Here is a 16,273-nt window from a genome sequence, read left to right as displayed (position 1 = left end):
TACATATATCTATAACACATGACTTACAAAACCGACAATGCTATCTAAAAATCACAACTAAATCGGTTGTATTGTCAAAAAAAATCGTTGAAAAACACAAAATGATAGAAATAAATTGTTATTTTTATTGAAATAAAATGAAAACAAGTTGTGTTTTTCATATTAAAACATTACTTTTGAGTCTGATTTAATGGTTTTCTTTTCAGTATTTTAATCGAAAGTATTGAAGTTTTGCTAGAGCAAAAACACATTAACTTATTGAAAAACAAATCATTACAGATCAAATTGTTCTTTAAAAAATTGTAATTCTTTTAATGTTTATTAGATTGTATTAAAAGAAGAAATTAGAGCTAAAATATTTTTGGCACCTTTTTTGAAGATCGATTTTTGACGGTAAATTATGTTTTTTTATAAATTTTTAATTAAAGAAATAGTAATATTAAATTTGAATTATAACCCAATCTACTTAAAACAAGCGATATGAAGTCTATTTTTACATTTATTCTGCTTTTGGTGATTACTTTCTCGTCTGCTCATGCTCAGGATGGGCAATACTTAATGTCTTCTAATAAATTAGAAGTTCGAAGTGGTCCAGGCCTACAATTTAATACCATCGCCGAGGTTCCTCAAGGAACTCAGGTGTATGTAATGAGCTCTAATTACGGAGAATGGAGTGCAATACAGTTCAAGAAAATGAACGGATTTGTACTTAGTAAGCTATTAACCGAGGATAGCCGAATTGCAGATGCAGAAAGAGCTGCTCAAGAAGCAGCAGCAAAAAGAGAAGCTGCAAAACAAGCAGCAGCACGAGCAATTGCACAGGCAGAAGCTGCCAAAAAAGCTGCAGAAGAAGCAGCAAGAAAAGCAATTGCTGACGCAGAACGTCTAAAAAGAGAAGCAGAAGCAGCTGCAGCAAAAGCTATTGCAGATGCAGAAGCAGCAAAACGATCAAAAGATGTTGCTGCACAACGAGCTCTTGCAGACACAGAAGAAACAAGAAAAGCGGTAGAAGAAGCTAACAGAAGAGCTGCAAGAGGTTCGAATGTAGCCTCTAATCCTATCGAATCTACAACACCATCTTATGGTTCTAGCTCGAATACGAGCTCTCCTAAAGCTGCTTCTATAGAAGTATCTAGAGAAGATAAATACTCTAGCTGGGAGAAAAAGACATATAAGTCTGGTGCAACTCCAAAATCATTTAACTTTAAAGGTAAGTTTGATTATAAGTTAGATAACTACCTAAAAATTAAAGTAGGAAAAAACACAGAAGTTGTTATTAAGATGTACAAAATGGGTAAAACCAAAGCTGATGACCAGTTAGTACGTGTAACCTATATCAACTCTAATACTACTCAGTTTATCAGAAACATTCCAGAGGGAGAATACTTCCTTAAAATTGCATACGGTAAGGAATGGAAAGAAACCACTGAGAATGGTAAAAAATATGGAACTTTTACTAAGAATGCATTATACGAAAAGAGTGAGCAAATCTTAGACTTTAACACCGTTAAAACTTCTAAAGGTATCAACGTTCCTTCGTATAATTTAGCATTAGATCTTCTTCCTAGTGGAGGTGGATATAGTACTGGTAGTGATGATAACATTTCTGCAGATAAATTTAACGAAAACTAAGAATACGATTACATACATTTTATAATCACCAAAATATAAATGTAACATATATAATAAACGCCAGGACTTTATGAGTTCTGGCGTTTATATTATAAATACGATAAGGATTTTTTTCAGAAGGAAATTCTTACATACCTAAAAAGCCAGTACATACGATCGTATGTACTGGCTTTTTAGGTATTAATTGTAAATACTATTAGATCAAAGTATTTAAGTGATTAGAAACATCTAAATCGATGATTTCTAACATAGTATAAGAAAAATCACATCGATATCAATCTTTTTTAACACAGCACCTAGTTCTTCTTAACACTCTTTATAATTATCGTGCCGGATATCTATTTTTTAGTTCAAAAAACAAATCAAAATTATTTATTATTTTGATGTCTTTCTCTTGCTAATAATGTGTTTTTAAGCAACATCGCTATTGTCATTGGCCCTACTCCTCCTGGCACCGGAGTAATAAAAGATGCTTTTTTACTTACATTTTCAAAATCTACATCCCCAACAATCCTATATCCTTTTGGACTGGATTCATCAGAAACTCTTGTAATTCCAACATCAATAACAACCGCATTTTCTTTCACCATCTCAGCTTTCAAAAAATTAGGAACTCCCAAGGCAGAAATAACAATATCTGCCTGAGCAATAATTTGCTCAATATTTTTAGTATGACTATGGGTTAATGTTACTGTAGAATTACCAGGAGAACCTTTTCTTCCCATTAAGATACTAATAGGCCTACCAACAATATGACTTCTACCAATTACCACAGTATGTTTTCCTTTGGTCTCTACATTGTAGCGTTCTAATAACTCTAAAATACCAAACGGAGTAGCAGAAATAAAGGCTGGCATCTCTAGCGCCATTCTTCCAAAATTCATGGGATGAAAACCATCTACATCCTTATCAGGGTGTACCGCTAAAAGTATCTTTTGTTCATCAATCTGAGGAGGTAATGGCAATTGCACTATAAAACCATCGATATCATCATCTTCATTAAGCTCTTTAATCTTAGCTAACAGTTCTATTTCACTGGTAGTATCTGGCATCTTTACCAAAGTAGATTCAAAACCTATTCGTTCACAAGCCCTAACTTTACTACCTACATAAGTTAAACTAGCACCGTCATTACCTACCAAAACTGCTGCAAGATGTGGTACTTTTTCACCACGTTCTTTCATTTTCTGAACCTCAACAGCTATTTCATCTTTAATATCGTTGCTTACTTTTTTTCCATCTAATATTTCCATTTGCCTAAATTACCTGTTATTCCCAAAAAATTATAATTATTTCATTTTACCCATCATCTGCATCATTCGTTTTCCACCGCCACCTTGCATCATCTTCATCATCTTACTCATTTGATCAAATTGCTTTAACAACTGATTTACTTGTTGTATCGATGTTCCCGAACCTTTACCAATACGTTTCTTTCTACTAGAATTTATAATTTGTGGTTTTGATCGTTCTTCTGGTGTCATAGAATGTATAATCGCCTCAATATGCCTAAACGCATCATCATCGATATCCATATTTTTCATCATTTTCCCCGCTCCAGGGATCATTCCGATCAGATCCTTCATATTACCCATTTTCTTAATCTGCTGAATTTGTTTTAAGAAATCATCAAATCCGAACTGATTTTTGGCAATTTTCTTTTGTAATTTTCTTGCCTCTTCTTCGTCAAACTGCTCCTGAGCACGCTCTACCAGAGATACTACATCTCCCATCCCCAAAATACGATCTGCCATACGAGAAGGATAGAACACATCGATGGCTTCCATTTTCTCCCCGGTACCAATAAATTTAATAGGTTTATCAACAACCGATTTTATAGATATTGCTGCTCCACCTCGGGTATCACCATCAAGCTTAGTTAGAATTACTCCATCAAAGTTAAGGACATCATTAAAAGCTTTTGCAGTATTAACTGCATCCTGCCCTGTCATAGAATCAACAACAAATAAGGTTTCATTAGGAGTAACAGCTTTATGGATATTTGCTATCTCGGTCATCATCACTTCGTCTACAGCCAAACGCCCTGCGGTATCAATAATAACCACATTAAATCCATTTGCTTTTGCATGTGCTACACCAGCTTTGGCAATAGCAACCGGATCATTATTGCCTCTATCACTAAAAACCTCTACATTAATCTGCTCTCCAACTACGTGCAATTGATCTATCGCCGCAGGTCTATATACATCACAAGCAACAAGAAGTGGTTTTTTAGTTTTTTTAGTTGCAAGAAAATTAGCAAGTTTTCCCGAAAAAGTAGTCTTACCAGAACCTTGTAATCCCGACATCAAAATAACAGATGGTTTACCCGATAAATCAACCTCTACAACATCACCACCCATCAATTCTGTTAATTCATCCTTGACAAGTTTCACCATCAATTGCCCTGGCTTAAGGCTTTTTAAAACATTTTGACCTAATGCTTTTTCTTTTACTGTTGAAGTAAATTCTTTAGCAATTTTATAATTTACATCGGCATCAACTAATGCTCTTCGCACTTCCTTAAGTGTCTCTGCAACATTTACTTCTGTTATCTGCCCATGACCTTTTAGAATATGTAAAGCTTTATCTAGCTTATCACTTAAATTATCAAACATATATTTTCTTGTATTTTGAAAACACTACCTTTATCGATAGATCGGTGCAAATTTAAGGATTTGAAGTGTATAAATAAAGGATGGAATTATAGAATTACAGAATCACAATCAAACAATACAGTATCACATGTAATTTTGTGTTGCCAAAGACAAGATTAATATACGATTTCACACATTATTTTACCTTAAAAAACTAAAAATCATTTACATACTATGATTTGGTTTTAGATATTAGTTTTTAGAGATGTTTTACGCCGCTATAACTTATTACTTCCTCTCCTCCAACGACTTTTGAAGCATTTTTTATAATTTCGAAGCCATTTTTCTGGAAAAACGAACGGGTTAACATATTAACTTGCGTAGTTAATGTTTTTATATTTGTTTCTTTTGCTATTTCTTCGATAGTACGATACAATTCACTAGCAATACCTCGCCCATGATAATTCATATGAACAAATATATACTCAATATTTCCTTTTGGGTCCATAGAAAAAGAACCAACAATTTCACCATTTAACTTGGCATTATAAATAAAGTCTTTACTAAATTTATTTTGCCAATATGCTTTGTTTATGGCCAATCGAGAGTAAATTTTAATTTCTGATTTTGTAAATACCATAGAACCATACGTAATAACCGTTTGATAAAACAAATGTTGCATCAACGGTAAATCCTGATCTGTTGCTCTTGATATTTGGCACTTCATCTTACTAAAATAAAAAAACAGATGATTTAATATAGTATTTACTATTGATTTTTATTTTATACTTTAGACAAAAGGAATAAAAAATCGATATCCTTCTCTTTTTAAAGTAAAAAATATCGATCCTAAAGTTTTACACCTATATCTAAAACTACATCCTTTCGGGAACGTTAATCCCTAAAAGTTTAAATCCAGACTTAATAGTTTTACCCACCAGACTAGAAATTTGAACTCTAAATATTTTTTCCTGATCTGTATCTGCTCCGAATATAGATACATTTTGAAAAAACGAATTATAACTCTTTACCAAGTCATAAGTATAATTACTAACTATGGCTGGGCTAAGTTCATTCGCAGCATTCTGAATAATTTCTGGATAAAGCTCTAATTGTTTAATAAGTTCCTTCTCCTTTTCATGTAACGTTATATCAACTATAGGGATGTCATAATCAAAATCTGCTTTTCGTAGAATTGCTTGAATACGCGCATAGGTATATTGTATAAATGGCCCTGTATTTCCTTGAAAATCTACCGATTCTTCGGGATTAAAAAGAATACGTTTTTTGGGATCTACTTTCAAAATAAAATATTTTAATGCCCCAAGACCTATAGTACGGTAAATTTCTGCTTTTTCATCTTCTGTATAGCCATCTAACTTACCCAGATCTTTAGAAATTTCACCAGCAGTCGTTGCCATTTGAGTAATTAAATCATCAGCATCTACTACCGTTCCTTCTCTACTTTTCATTTTACCACTAGGCAAATCAACCATACCATAACTTAGATGATGTAAATATTGTGCCCAGTCATATCCTAATTTTTTCAAAATTAAAAACAACACCTTAAAATGATAATCTTGCTCATTCCCTACAGTATATATCATCCCTCCTATATCAGGGTTATCCTTAACACGCTGTATTGCTGTTCCTATATCCTGAGTCATATATACTGCAGTACCATCGCTACGCAATACTATTTTTTCGTCAAGACCTTCATCGGTTAGATCACACCATACTGACCCGTCTTCTTTTTTGAAAAATACACCTGTAGCCAATCCATCTTCGATATTATCCTTCCCAAGAAGATATGTATTACTTTCATAGTAGTAGCTATCAAAATCTACTCCTAAAGTCTTATAGGTCTGATCAAAACCATCATACACCCAACCATTCATCATTTCCCAAAGTTTCACCACTTCTTCGTCTCCTGCTTCCCATTTACGAAGCATTTCTTGGGCTTCTACCAAGATCGGAGCTTCCTTTTTTGCGTCCTCTTCTGTTTTACCTGCAGAAATTAACTCAGCAATTTGATCTTTATAGACTTTATCAAATTTCACATAATAATTTCCAACCAATTTATCTCCTTTTAACCCCGTAGATTCTGGTGTTTTTCCATCTCCATATTTTTGCCAGGCTAACATAGATTTACAAATATGTATACCTCTATCATTAATAATTTGGGTTTTATATACTTTTTTACCGCTAGCTTTGATAATTTCTGCTACAGCATATCCTAAAAGATTATTTCTAACATGTCCTAAATGCAGAGGCTTATTTGTATTAGGCGAAGAATACTCTACCATAATTGCCTTATCTTCTGCTGAAGGTGTTACAAAACCATAACCTTCAATATTTTTGATTTCTGCAAAAAAATTAAGATAATATGAATCCGAAATTACTAGATTTAGAAACCCTTTAACTACATTATAGGCATCAATTTCTTTTATATGCTCTACCAAATACTTCCCTATGGATTCTCCTATCTGAACAGGGTTTCCTTTAACTACTCGAAGCATCGGAAATACTACTACAGTAATATCTCCCTCAAATTCTTTTCGGGTGGCTTGTAATTCTACAGATTCCAGATCAGCACTATACAATTGTTGTATTGCTTCTTTTACTTTTTCTGAAATGGTTTGTTGTAAACTCATCTTCTTAAAAAATTAAGATGCAAAGATAATAGAAATTACACAGCGACACTACGTGTTTTCACATCATTTCATTATATTGTACATAAAAAAACACTAGTCAATAACTCGCACAAAAAATCCCCTGAGTTAAATTAGAAAGCAAATTGCAAAATCGTTCTTCCTTGTTGTACCAACATAAATAGATTGATTATTTATGACATCAATACTAACTATTCATTATTTTGTATTTAGGGTTTCGATCTGCAAAATTGCAAAGCTAAATCAATTTTACTAGGATAAAACGCTAAGTTTTATCGATTAATTGCATTTTTTTTCGTATTTTTTTTATATTTATTAAAACAACTATATGAGGCAATTTTTACTAATTATTTTTCTATCAACATTATTTTCATCCTGCAATTCTAATCCTGTAAAAGATCTCGAATTACACAATTTGGTAGCATTATTAATTGGTGAATTTTCTAATGAAGAACAAGCAGAAAATGATTCTAGTTTTGCCCATCTTAACTTAATTAATATTAGAATCTGGAAAGACAAGCCTGGATATTGGGTGTATTCTGAAGTATCAGACGCTAAAGGAGATCATCATGTATACAATCAGACGATATTAAACTACGAACGATTAGATTCTTCGACTATCAAAAGCACAAGTTATAAAATCATTAGTGTAAAGAACCATAGTGCTGATTTAATTAATGCTGAATTCTCTGGCAGACCTTCAACCAAACTCTTTGATAGATTAACTTTGGATAGTCTGGAAATAAAAACCGGATGTCAAGTATATTTTAAGAAAAAAACTTCGACAATATATTCTGGTAAAACAGGTAAGGGTTCTTGCAACAATAATATTGATTATATCGACTACATTATGAGTACCTATGTAGTTAGTAAAGATAAGATATCCATATGGACCAAAGGATATAACAACAGCGGAAAACAAGTATGGGGCAAAATCAAAGGACCTTATAAATACAAAAGAATTGGTAAGTAAAGATCATTTTATAATTACTTAACAAAATCTGCTAATGTTTTATTTTCCAGAACTTTTAATGTACTATCTCTCACTTCAATCATAACACTATGCACAGCACATTTATCTTCGTCGGGGCAATCGTCACATTTTTCATAAAAATTAAGACTCACACAAGGCACCATAGCAATTGGTCCTTCTAAAACTCTAATTACAGACGCCATTGTGATATTTTTTGGCTCTTTAATCAAATAATACCCTCCTCCTTTTCCTTTTTTAGATCCTAAAAAACCTGTTTTTCTTAGTGTTAATAGAATGCTCTCTAAAAACTTTTGAGAAATATTCTCATTAGATGCAATCTCTGAGATTAACACGGGATCATCACATCTCTTTTTCGCAATATAAGTAAGTGCCTTTAAGCCATATTTAGTTTTTTTCGAAAGCATACTTTAATTGATTTCTGTAATTTATAGTTACTGGTTAAGTTTGAAGTTTTAACTACAGCTTATAGAACTACAAACTTTTCGGAAGAAAAACTTCTGCCATCATACAACGTGCACTCCCTCCGCCTAACGTTTCGATTGTATTGAGATCGCTATGAAGAATTGCACAATGCTTTTCTATCCTGGTAATTTGATCTTTAGTTAGACTCTTAAACGCCGCAGATGACATGACAATATAACGCTTATCTCCCAAACCAACAACTTGGAGCATATTACCCGCAAAGTTATTCACTTGATTTTCAGTAATTGCAACAATCTCTTTACCATCATTTTTTAGATGATTAACAAGGTTTTTGCGTTCTTTTTTATCATCTATAGATTCCAGACATACAACTGCAAATGTTTCTCCTACTCCCATCATTACATTGGTATGATATATTGGCAATCGTTTTTTATTAACCGTTTGATACGCTGTAAAGATAACGGGTGTATATTCAAAATCTTCGCAAAACTCTATAAACAAATCCTCATCTGCTCGAGGAGATAATGCACAATATGCTTTCCTATTTACTCTGTCTAATACCAGGCTACCTGTACCTTCAAGAAACACCCCTTCATCTTCAGCGCCGGTATAATCTATAATATTACTTATCTCAAAACCAGACACTTCTAATTGGTCTAAAACTTCGGGCCTGCGTTCTTTTCTTCTATTTACAGCAAACATCGGATATAACCCTACATCTCCATTTTCATGAAAAGACACCCAATTATTAGGAAAAATAGAATCAGGAGTATCATTTTGGGGATCATCATCAATTACAATTACGTGTACCCCAGCCTCTCTTAATACTTTTACAAATTGATTAAACTCTTGTTGAGCTTTAATATTAGCAGTTTCTGTATCTATACCTGTAGTTTCCTGATAGTAATTATTTACAGCCGTTTGTTCATTCATCCTAAATTGAACAGGACGAATCATTACTATCGTATTGGTTATTTGTTTTTTCAAATAAATTTAATTTATCATTTTTTCTGTAATAGTTGCTGTTGTTGCTTTTAACACATCAAAAGCAGCTTCTGCCATCTTATTTCCTTTATTATCTAGTGTAGGATTAACCTCTACTACCTCAAAACAAACAGTTTTCTTTGTTTTTACGAATGCTTGAATAATACGAATCGCTTCATCAATATCAAATCCTCTAGAAACAGGTGTTCCTGTTCCTTTAGAAATCAAATCACAATCCATGCTATCAACATCAAAAGAGACATATATCATATCACAGGATTCTAATCTTTGAATTGCTTCTTCTAAACATTGTTCAAAACCGCGGTAGCGCATTTCTTCTACCATATAATTTTTAATCCCATTTTCTGCGATTACTCCTTCTTCTGGTTCTTCTGTATCTCTCACGCCAAAATACACGATATTTTGGTGTTCTATCTTTTGCCCTTCGATACCAATGTTTTTCATCTTGTTCCACAAATCAACTGTCTCTTCTGACACTTCATTGATCTTAAAACTCAAATTATCATTAGAAAGTGCTGCTGCCAAAGGCATTCCATGAATATTTCCAGAAGGTGATGTATATGGCGAATGCACATCGGCATGAGCATCTATCCATACCACTCCCAATGTTTTGGTTGGAAAAGCTGCCTTTATCCCACTAATTGTACCTAAGGCTGATGAATGATCTCCTGATAATACAATTGGATATATATCTTCTTTTAGGTTTCTTGATACGCTATTACTTAATCGAGTACATACATTAAGCACACTCCCTATTCGCTTAGCAAATGAATTGTTTACTTTATTGTATATCGTTTCATTTTCTGTTTCTACATTTTCATAGGGATACAGATTAAAATAATCATCATCTTTATTAATAGCTGCAATTTCTATTGCATCAACTCCCAGATCAGAACCTCTTGTTCCTGCGCCAATATCCGATCTATTTTTAACTAATTTAATTTCTTTCATTACTTATGCTACTGTTTTTAATTGCTTTTAGAAATATGCTACAATTAAAACATCTTTATTCAATATATTTATTGAATTCGTCATGAATTCGTAACTAATTTTAATAATCTATCTCTCTTTAGAGGGGTATAAAGATAAAATAAAAAAGCCTTACTACTATTAATTATAATGTAAGGCCTTTGTATTTTAAAATATCAAACTTTTATCTATTTTCTACTTCCACAAAAGGTCTGGAGTTTTCACCAACATATATTTGTCTTGGTCTTCCAATCGGTTCTTTACGAAGTCTCATCTCTTTCCATTGAGCTATCCATCCTGGTAATCTCCCTAAAGCAAACATCACAGTAAACATTTCTGTTGGTATACCTAAAGCTCTATAAATAATACCTGAGTAAAAATCTACATTAGGATATAGTTTTCTTTCTACAAAGTACTCATCTTCGAGGGCTACTTTAGCTAGTCCTTTAGCAATATCAAGAACTGGATCTTCAATTCCTAAATCGCCTAATACTTCTTCTGCTGATTTTTTGATAATCTTAGCTCTTGGATCAAAGTTCTTATATACTCTATGACCAAATCCCATTAAACGGAAAGGGTCACTTTTATCTTTGGCTTTAGCAATATACTTAGCGGTATCTCCCCCATCTGCTTTAATTGCCTCTAGCATTTCTATAACTGCCTGGTTTGCTCCTCCATGAAGTGGTCCCCATAATGCAGATATCCCTGCTGATAATGATGCAAACAATCCTGCATGAGAAGATCCAACAATTCTAACTGTAGAAGTAGAACAGTTTTGCTCATGATCTGCATGAAGTATCAATAACTTATCCAATGCATCATACACAAGTTTATTAGGTTCATAAGCTTTATTAGGCCTTCCAAACATCATCTTATGTAAATTCTCTACATATCCCAAAGAATTATCTCCATAATCTAGTGGAAGACTTTTTCTTTTTCTCATTGTCCAAGCTGCGAGTACTGGGAATTTTGCCAGTATTTTCACAATAGCATTATACATTTCTTCTTCCGAGTCGACATCTACCGATCCTGGATTAAAAGCAATTAATGCATTGGTTAAAGAAGACAGCACTCCCATTGGGTGTGCACTTTTAGGAAATCCATCAAGGATCTTCTTCATATCTTCATCTACATGAGATTCTTCTTTTATATCTCTATCAAATTTTTCTAGCTCTACTTTTGTTGGTAATTCTCCAAAAATTAATAAATAAGCCACTTCTAAAAAATCTGCCTTTTCTGCCAATTCTTCTATAGAATATCCTCGGTATCTTAAAATTCCTTTTTCTCCATCAAGAAATGTAATACCACTCTCACAACTTCCGGTATTTTTATACCCAGGATCGATGGTTGTAATCCCTCCGGTTACCCCTCTTAGTGTTTTAATATCAATTCCTAATTCGTTCTCTGTTCCTTCTATTATCGGAAACTCATATTTATTACCGTCGATTTCTAACGTAGCTATTTTTGACATTTGATTATTTTAGAATTTTGCTGTTATTGTAGGATCGCTAAATTACGAAATATAGTGTTAACATAGTATTAATCGTAAGATCATTTTTACCCTTACAACTCATTTTCAAAATTATATAAAAAACAAAGCGACTACCTAATTAGATAGTCGCTTTATACTCTATTGATAATTTCTATTACTTTACCTTAAACGCATTTTCTTTTGGAAAATAAGCAATGGTTCCCAACTCTTCTTCAATACGAAGTAATTGATTATATTTTGCCATTCTATCACTACGAGAGGCTGACCCTGTTTTGATTTGCCCTGTATTTAAAGCAACAGCCAGATCAGCAATAGTATTATCTTCTGTTTCACCAGAACGGTGTGACATAACAGAAGTATACCCTGCATTATGCGCCATGTTTACAGCCGCAATAGTTTCGGTAAGAGTTCCTATTTGATTAACTTTAATTAGTATTGAATTGGCAATACCATTTTCAATTCCTTTTGAAAGTCGTTCTACATTAGTAACAAACAAATCGTCACCAACCAATTGAACTTTATCCCCTACTTTATCTGTAAGATATTTCCATCCTTCCCAATCGTTCTCATCCATACCATCTTCTATAGAAATAATTGGGTATTTTGAAGCTAGCTCTGCAAGATAATCAGCTTGTTCTTCACTTGTGCGTATTACTCCTTTATCGCCTTCAAATTTTGTATAGTCATATTTACCATCAACAAAAAATTCTGCTGCCGCACAATCTAGTGCAACCATAATTTCATCTCCAAATTTGTATCCAGCTTTCTCTACTGCAAGGGCAATTGAATCTAAAGCATCTTCTGTTCCATCTAATGCTGGAGCAAATCCTCCTTCATCACCTACAGCAGTACTCAGACCTCGGTCATGTAATACTTTTTTAAGATTATGAAAGATCTCGGTTCCCATTTGCATGGCATGTGTAAAGTTTTTGGCTTTTACTGGCATAACCATAAATTCCTGAAATGCTATTGGAGCATCACTATGCGAACCTCCATTGATAATATTCATCATTGGCACTGGTAGCGTATTAGCACTTACTCCTCCAACATAACGATATAGTGGCATTCCCAATTCGTTTGCTGCTGCTTTTGCTGCTGCTAACGAAACTCCTAATATTGCATTAGCACCAAGTTTTGATTTGTTAGAAGTGCCATCTAACTGGATCATAGTCTGATCTAATAAATTTTGATCAAATACAGAATATCCTAATAACTCTTCAGCAATTATTGTATTTACATTTTCGACAGCCTTAAGAACTCCTTTACCCATATATGCTGCACCGCCATCGCGTAGTTCTACAGCTTCGTGTTCTCCAGTAGAGGCCCCAGAAGGAACAGCAGCTCTTCCTAAAATACCGTTTTCGGTAATCACGTCTACTTCTACAGTTGGGTTACCACGTGAATCTAAGATTTGTCTAGCGTGAATATTAATAATTACACTCATGTTTTTAATTTATTTTGTTGGATAATTTTAATTCTTCGCAATATACAAAACCAGTATACTTTAGACCCTTCAAAAAAACCATAATTTACCACAGAATCCGTGATATAACGATCAAGTTATCAACTATAACGTTATAGATTAAAGTTTTATCAAAAAGAATCAAAAGTTACTAAGCTACCGTTATATTATGCTGTGATTTTTGTTTTTTTAATATTCTCGATAAATTGATCAAACAAGTAGATTGAATCATTAGGTCCCGGACTAGCCTCTGGGTGGTATTGTACAGAAAAACAGTTCTTATTTTTCATTTTGATTCCTGCAACGGTATCATCATTAAGATGCACATGAGTTATTTCTACATCAGGATGTGCTTCTGTTTCTTCTCTACGTATTGCGAAACCATGATTCTGTGAAGTGATTTCTCCTTTACCTGTAATCAGATTTTTAACCGGATGATTTATTCCTCTATGCCCATTATGCATTTTATAAGTACTTATTCCATTAGCTAATGCTATCACCTGATGCCCTAAACAGATACCAAATAGTGGTAAGTCTTTTTCAAGAATCTCTTTTGCTGTTGCAATTGCCTGAGTTAACGGTTCTGGATCACCAGGACCATTAGAAAGAAAGTATCCGTCTGGTTCCCATCCACTCATTTCTTCGAATGTAGCATTATACGGGAATACTTTTACATATACATCTCTGCTTGTAAGGTTACGTAGTATATTTTTCTTTATTCCTATATCTAAAGCTGAAATCTTATAAGTAGCATTAGGATCACCTACAAAATAAGGTGCTGTGGTAGAAACTTTTGAAGCTAGTTCTAAACCATTCATATCAGGAACCGCTGCAAGTTCTTTTTTTAGTTTATCTACATCATCAACTTCTGTAGAGATTACAGCATTCATTGCTCCATTATCTCTAATATAACTCACTAATGCTCTCGTATCTACATCAGAAATTGCTAAGAGATTATGTTTTTCTAAAAATTCTTGTAAAGAACTATCGGCCCTATCCCGAGAATATTCGTAACTAAAGTTCTTAACAATCAAACCTGCAATTTTAATAGAGTCTGATTCTATTTCGTTTTCATTAGTTCCATAATTACCTATATGTGCATTGGTAGCCACCATTAACTGCCCATAATACGATGGATCTGTAAAAATTTCCTGATACCCTGTCATACCAGTATTAAAACACACTTCACCAAAAGCGCTACCTTCTCTTCCCACAGCTTTGCCATGAAAAATTGTACCATCTGCTAATAAAAGAATTGCTTTTTTTCGAGATTGATATTTCATTTGTTATATCTATTATTTTTAATGGTCTGACAAAATTCACACAGTATTCATTCTGATTAGTTACTATGTTAATTTCATCATTTTCAACTTTATTTGACTGTACAATTTCTGTTTTAACAGAAATCAACTTTTTTAGAATTATTCAAAAAAAAAGGATAAACGACGAACGTTTATCCTTTTATTATTATGTGCAATTCGCATTTTTCATTTATTCTTCTTCAGAGCTAGTAGTTTCTGTTGCCGGTGCTACAGGAGCGGCTTCAGCCTTTTTCCCTTTACCACCTCTTCTTCTAGCTTTCTTCTTAGCAGGCTTACCAGCATTATACAGCTCATTGTAATCTACCAATTCGATCATTGCCATATCTGCATTATCCCCAAGACGATTACCAAGTTTTATGATTCTTGTATATCCTCCTGGTCTATCTCCTACTTTAGCAGCAACATCTCTAAATAATTCTGTAACCGCGTATTTATTACGCAATCTACTGAATACGATACGACGATTATGTGTAGTATCTTCTTTAGATTTTGTCACTAATGGCTCTACAAACTGCTTAAGCGCTTTTGCTTTTGCAACTGTAGTATTGATTCTTTTATGTTCAATTAGGGAACAAGCCATATTTGCAAGCATTGCTTTACGATGCGCTGTTTTTCTTCCTAAATGATTTACTTTCTTTCCGTGTCTCATGACATTTTATTTTAATCATCATCTTGCTCAATCCGCCTCGTGCAGAGAGCAAATTATGATGAGTTAGTCTTTATCTAATTTGTATTTTGAAAGATCCATACCGAAGTTAAGTCCTTTAACATTCACTAATTCTTCAAGTTCTGTTAAAGATTTCTTACCAAAGTTACGGAACTTCATTAAGTCATTTTTATTGTAAGATACCAGATCTCCCAAAGTATCTACTTCTGCAGCTTTTAAACAATTAAGTGCACGTACAGAAAGATCCATATCGATCAATTTAGTTTTTAACAACTGTCTCATGTGAAGTGATTCTTCATCATAAGTTTCTGTTTGTGCAATTTCATCAGCTTCTAATGTAATACGCTCATCAGAGAATAGCATGAAGTGATGGATTAATATTTTAGCAGCTTCGGTTAATGCATCTTTAGGATGAATAGATCCGTCTGTTACAATTTCGAAAACTAATTTTTCGTAATCTGTTTTTTGCTCTACACGATAGTTCTCAATGCTATACTTAACATTTTTGATTGGAGTGTAAATAGAATCTGTAAAAATGGTTCCAATAGGAGCGTTAGCTTTCTTATTTTCTTCAGCAGGAACATAACCTCTACCTTTTTCGATAGTAATTTCTAGGTTAAGTGCTACTTTTTTATCCATGTTACAGATTACAAGATCAGGATTTAACACCTGGAATCCAGAAATAAATTTCTGAAAATCACCAGCAGTTAATTGCTCTTGACCCGAAATAGAGATTGTAACAGATTCATTATCTATATCTTCTATTTGACGCTTAAAACGTACTTGCTTAAGATTTAAGATAATCTCGGTAACATCTTCTACTACTCCAGAGATCGTAGAGAACTCATGATCTACACCTTCTATTCTAAGAGAAGTTATAGCGAATCCCTCTAAAGAAGATAGCAAAACTCTTCGCAAAGCGTTACCAACTGTTAATCCGTACCCAGGTTCTAATGGTCTAAATTCAAATTTACCATCGAACTCTGTGGAGTCGATCATGATAACTTTATCGGGCTTCTGAAAATTTAATATTGCCAT

At 33.4% G+C, this 16,273-nt stretch carries 14 protein-coding genes; 2 read left to right on the top strand and 12 right to left on the bottom strand.

All coding sequences use genetic code 11. From position 1 onward, the window contains the following. Window positions 1-480 precede the first annotated feature (480 nt). Window positions 481-1,632 (top strand): SH3 domain-containing protein, encoded by a 1,152-nt coding sequence (locus tag Z053_RS30355; RefSeq protein WP_025666478.1) that lies wholly within the window; start codon window positions 481-483, stop codon window positions 1,630-1,632. 368 nt (window positions 1,633-2,000) lie between these two features. Here the strand turns inward: Z053_RS30355 and Z053_RS0118535 are convergent, their stop codons facing one another. The 4 genes from Z053_RS0118535 to argS all read right to left on the bottom strand — a co-directional run bounded on the left by Z053_RS0118535 (window position 2,001) and on the right by argS (window position 6,883). Further along, window positions 2,001-2,885, bottom strand: a complete 885-nt coding sequence (locus Z053_RS0118535; protein WP_025666477.1) for a bifunctional 5,10-methylenetetrahydrofolate dehydrogenase/5,10-methenyltetrahydrofolate cyclohydrolase — start codon at window positions 2,883-2,885, stop codon at window positions 2,001-2,003. A 36-nt stretch (window positions 2,886-2,921) separates the two neighbouring features. Continuing rightward, complete coding sequence (gene ffh, locus Z053_RS0118530) at window positions 2,922-4,250, bottom strand: signal recognition particle protein (protein ID WP_025666476.1); 1,329 nt, start codon at window positions 4,248-4,250, stop codon at window positions 2,922-2,924. Between the two features lie 238 nt (window positions 4,251-4,488). Next, window positions 4,489-4,956, bottom strand: a complete 468-nt coding sequence (locus Z053_RS0118525) for a GNAT family N-acetyltransferase (protein WP_025666475.1) — start codon at window positions 4,954-4,956, stop codon at window positions 4,489-4,491. A 148-nt stretch (window positions 4,957-5,104) separates the two neighbouring features. Further along, window positions 5,105-6,883, bottom strand: coding sequence for an arginine--tRNA ligase (argS, locus tag Z053_RS0118520; RefSeq protein WP_025666474.1), 1,779 nt, complete (start codon window positions 6,881-6,883; stop codon window positions 5,105-5,107). 346 nt (window positions 6,884-7,229) lie between these two features. Between argS and Z053_RS0118515 the strand changes: the two genes are divergently transcribed. Then, window positions 7,230-7,874, top strand: coding sequence for a chromophore lyase CpcT/CpeT (locus tag Z053_RS0118515; protein ID WP_025666473.1), 645 nt, complete (start codon window positions 7,230-7,232; stop codon window positions 7,872-7,874). Between the two features lie 14 nt (window positions 7,875-7,888). On the opposite strand, the gene Z053_RS0118510 is transcribed toward Z053_RS0118515, so the two are convergent. The 8 genes from Z053_RS0118510 to Z053_RS0118475 all read right to left on the bottom strand — a co-directional run bounded on the left by Z053_RS0118510 (window position 7,889) and on the right by Z053_RS0118475 (window position 16,273). Continuing rightward, on the bottom strand, window positions 7,889-8,299 hold the full coding sequence (locus Z053_RS0118510) for an RrF2 family transcriptional regulator (protein WP_025666472.1): 411 nt from the start codon (window positions 8,297-8,299) through the stop codon (window positions 7,889-7,891). Window positions 8,300-8,366: 67 nt separating this feature from the next. Further along, a complete protein-coding gene (gene ctlX / locus Z053_RS0118505) occupies window positions 8,367-9,275 on the bottom strand; it encodes a citrulline utilization hydrolase CtlX (RefSeq protein WP_035096406.1) in 909 nt (302 codons plus the stop codon). A gap of 36 nt (window positions 9,276-9,311) precedes the next feature. Next, window positions 9,312-10,274: an arginase gene (locus tag Z053_RS0118500; RefSeq protein ID WP_025666470.1), complete on the bottom strand. Its 963-nt coding sequence runs from the start codon at window positions 10,272-10,274 to the stop codon at window positions 9,312-9,314. A 202-nt stretch (window positions 10,275-10,476) separates the two neighbouring features. Next, the gene (locus Z053_RS0118495; protein ID WP_025666469.1) at window positions 10,477-11,763 is read right to left on the bottom strand and encodes a citrate synthase; all 1,287 of its coding nucleotides are present in this window, start codon (window positions 11,761-11,763) and stop codon (window positions 10,477-10,479) included. Between the two features lie 175 nt (window positions 11,764-11,938). Further along, window positions 11,939-13,228 (bottom strand): phosphopyruvate hydratase, encoded by a 1,290-nt coding sequence (gene eno / locus Z053_RS0118490; RefSeq protein ID WP_025666468.1) that lies wholly within the window; start codon window positions 13,226-13,228, stop codon window positions 11,939-11,941. A 185-nt stretch (window positions 13,229-13,413) separates the two neighbouring features. Then, window positions 13,414-14,529 carry a glutamine-hydrolyzing carbamoyl-phosphate synthase small subunit gene (gene carA, locus Z053_RS0118485; RefSeq protein WP_025666467.1) on the bottom strand — a complete coding sequence of 372 codons (1,116 nt, stop codon included), beginning with the start codon at window positions 14,527-14,529 and terminating at the stop codon, window positions 13,414-13,416. A gap of 208 nt (window positions 14,530-14,737) precedes the next feature. Further along, complete coding sequence (rplQ, locus tag Z053_RS0118480) at window positions 14,738-15,217, bottom strand: 50S ribosomal protein L17 (RefSeq protein WP_025666466.1); 480 nt, start codon at window positions 15,215-15,217, stop codon at window positions 14,738-14,740. Window positions 15,218-15,280: 63 nt separating this feature from the next. Next, entirely contained in the window at window positions 15,281-16,273 is a 993-nt protein-coding gene (locus tag Z053_RS0118475; protein ID WP_024770856.1) for a DNA-directed RNA polymerase subunit alpha, read from the bottom strand.

Origin of the sequence: Aquimarina megaterium XH134 (assembly GCF_000520975.1) — a bacterium.
GTDB classification, from domain to species: Bacteria; Bacteroidota; Bacteroidia; order Flavobacteriales; family Flavobacteriaceae; genus Aquimarina; species Aquimarina megaterium.
This window is presented reverse-complemented; position numbering and strand designations above follow the sequence as displayed.

Bases quoted from the DNA above. Each gene is read 5' to 3' on its own strand.
- Z053_RS0118500 (WP_025666470.1), bottom strand. From the start codon at position 10,274: ATGAAAGAAATTAAATTAGTTAAAAATAGATCGGATATTGGCGCAGGA.
- Z053_RS0118495 (WP_025666469.1), bottom strand. From the start codon at position 11,763: ATGTCAAAAATAGCTACGTTAGAAATCGACGGTAATAAATATGAGTTT.
- Z053_RS0118525 (WP_025666475.1), bottom strand. From the start codon at position 4,956: ATGAAGTGCCAAATATCAAGAGCAACAGATCAGGATTTACCGTTGATG.
- argS (WP_025666474.1), bottom strand. From the start codon at position 6,883: ATGAGTTTACAACAAACCATTTCAGAAAAAGTAAAAGAAGCAATACAA.
- Z053_RS0118510 (WP_025666472.1), bottom strand. From the start codon at position 8,299: ATGCTTTCGAAAAAAACTAAATATGGCTTAAAGGCACTTACTTATATT.
- ctlX (WP_035096406.1), bottom strand. From the start codon at position 9,275: ATGATTCGTCCTGTTCAATTTAGGATGAATGAACAAACGGCTGTAAAT.
- Z053_RS0118475 (WP_024770856.1), bottom strand. From the start codon at position 16,273: ATGGCAATATTAAATTTTCAGAAGCCCGATAAAGTTATCATGATCGAC.
- Z053_RS30355 (WP_025666478.1), top strand. From the start codon at position 481: ATGAAGTCTATTTTTACATTTATTCTGCTTTTGGTGATTACTTTCTCG.
- ffh (WP_025666476.1), bottom strand. From the start codon at position 4,250: ATGTTTGATAATTTAAGTGATAAGCTAGATAAAGCTTTACATATTCTA.
- Z053_RS0118535 (WP_025666477.1), bottom strand. From the start codon at position 2,885: ATGGAAATATTAGATGGAAAAAAAGTAAGCAACGATATTAAAGATGAA.
- rplQ (WP_025666466.1), bottom strand. From the start codon at position 15,217: ATGAGACACGGAAAGAAAGTAAATCATTTAGGAAGAAAAACAGCGCAT.
- eno (WP_025666468.1), bottom strand. From the start codon at position 13,228: ATGAGTGTAATTATTAATATTCACGCTAGACAAATCTTAGATTCACGT.
- Z053_RS0118515 (WP_025666473.1), top strand. From the start codon at position 7,230: ATGAGGCAATTTTTACTAATTATTTTTCTATCAACATTATTTTCATCC.
- carA (WP_025666467.1), bottom strand. From the start codon at position 14,529: ATGAAATATCAATCTCGAAAAAAAGCAATTCTTTTATTAGCAGATGGT.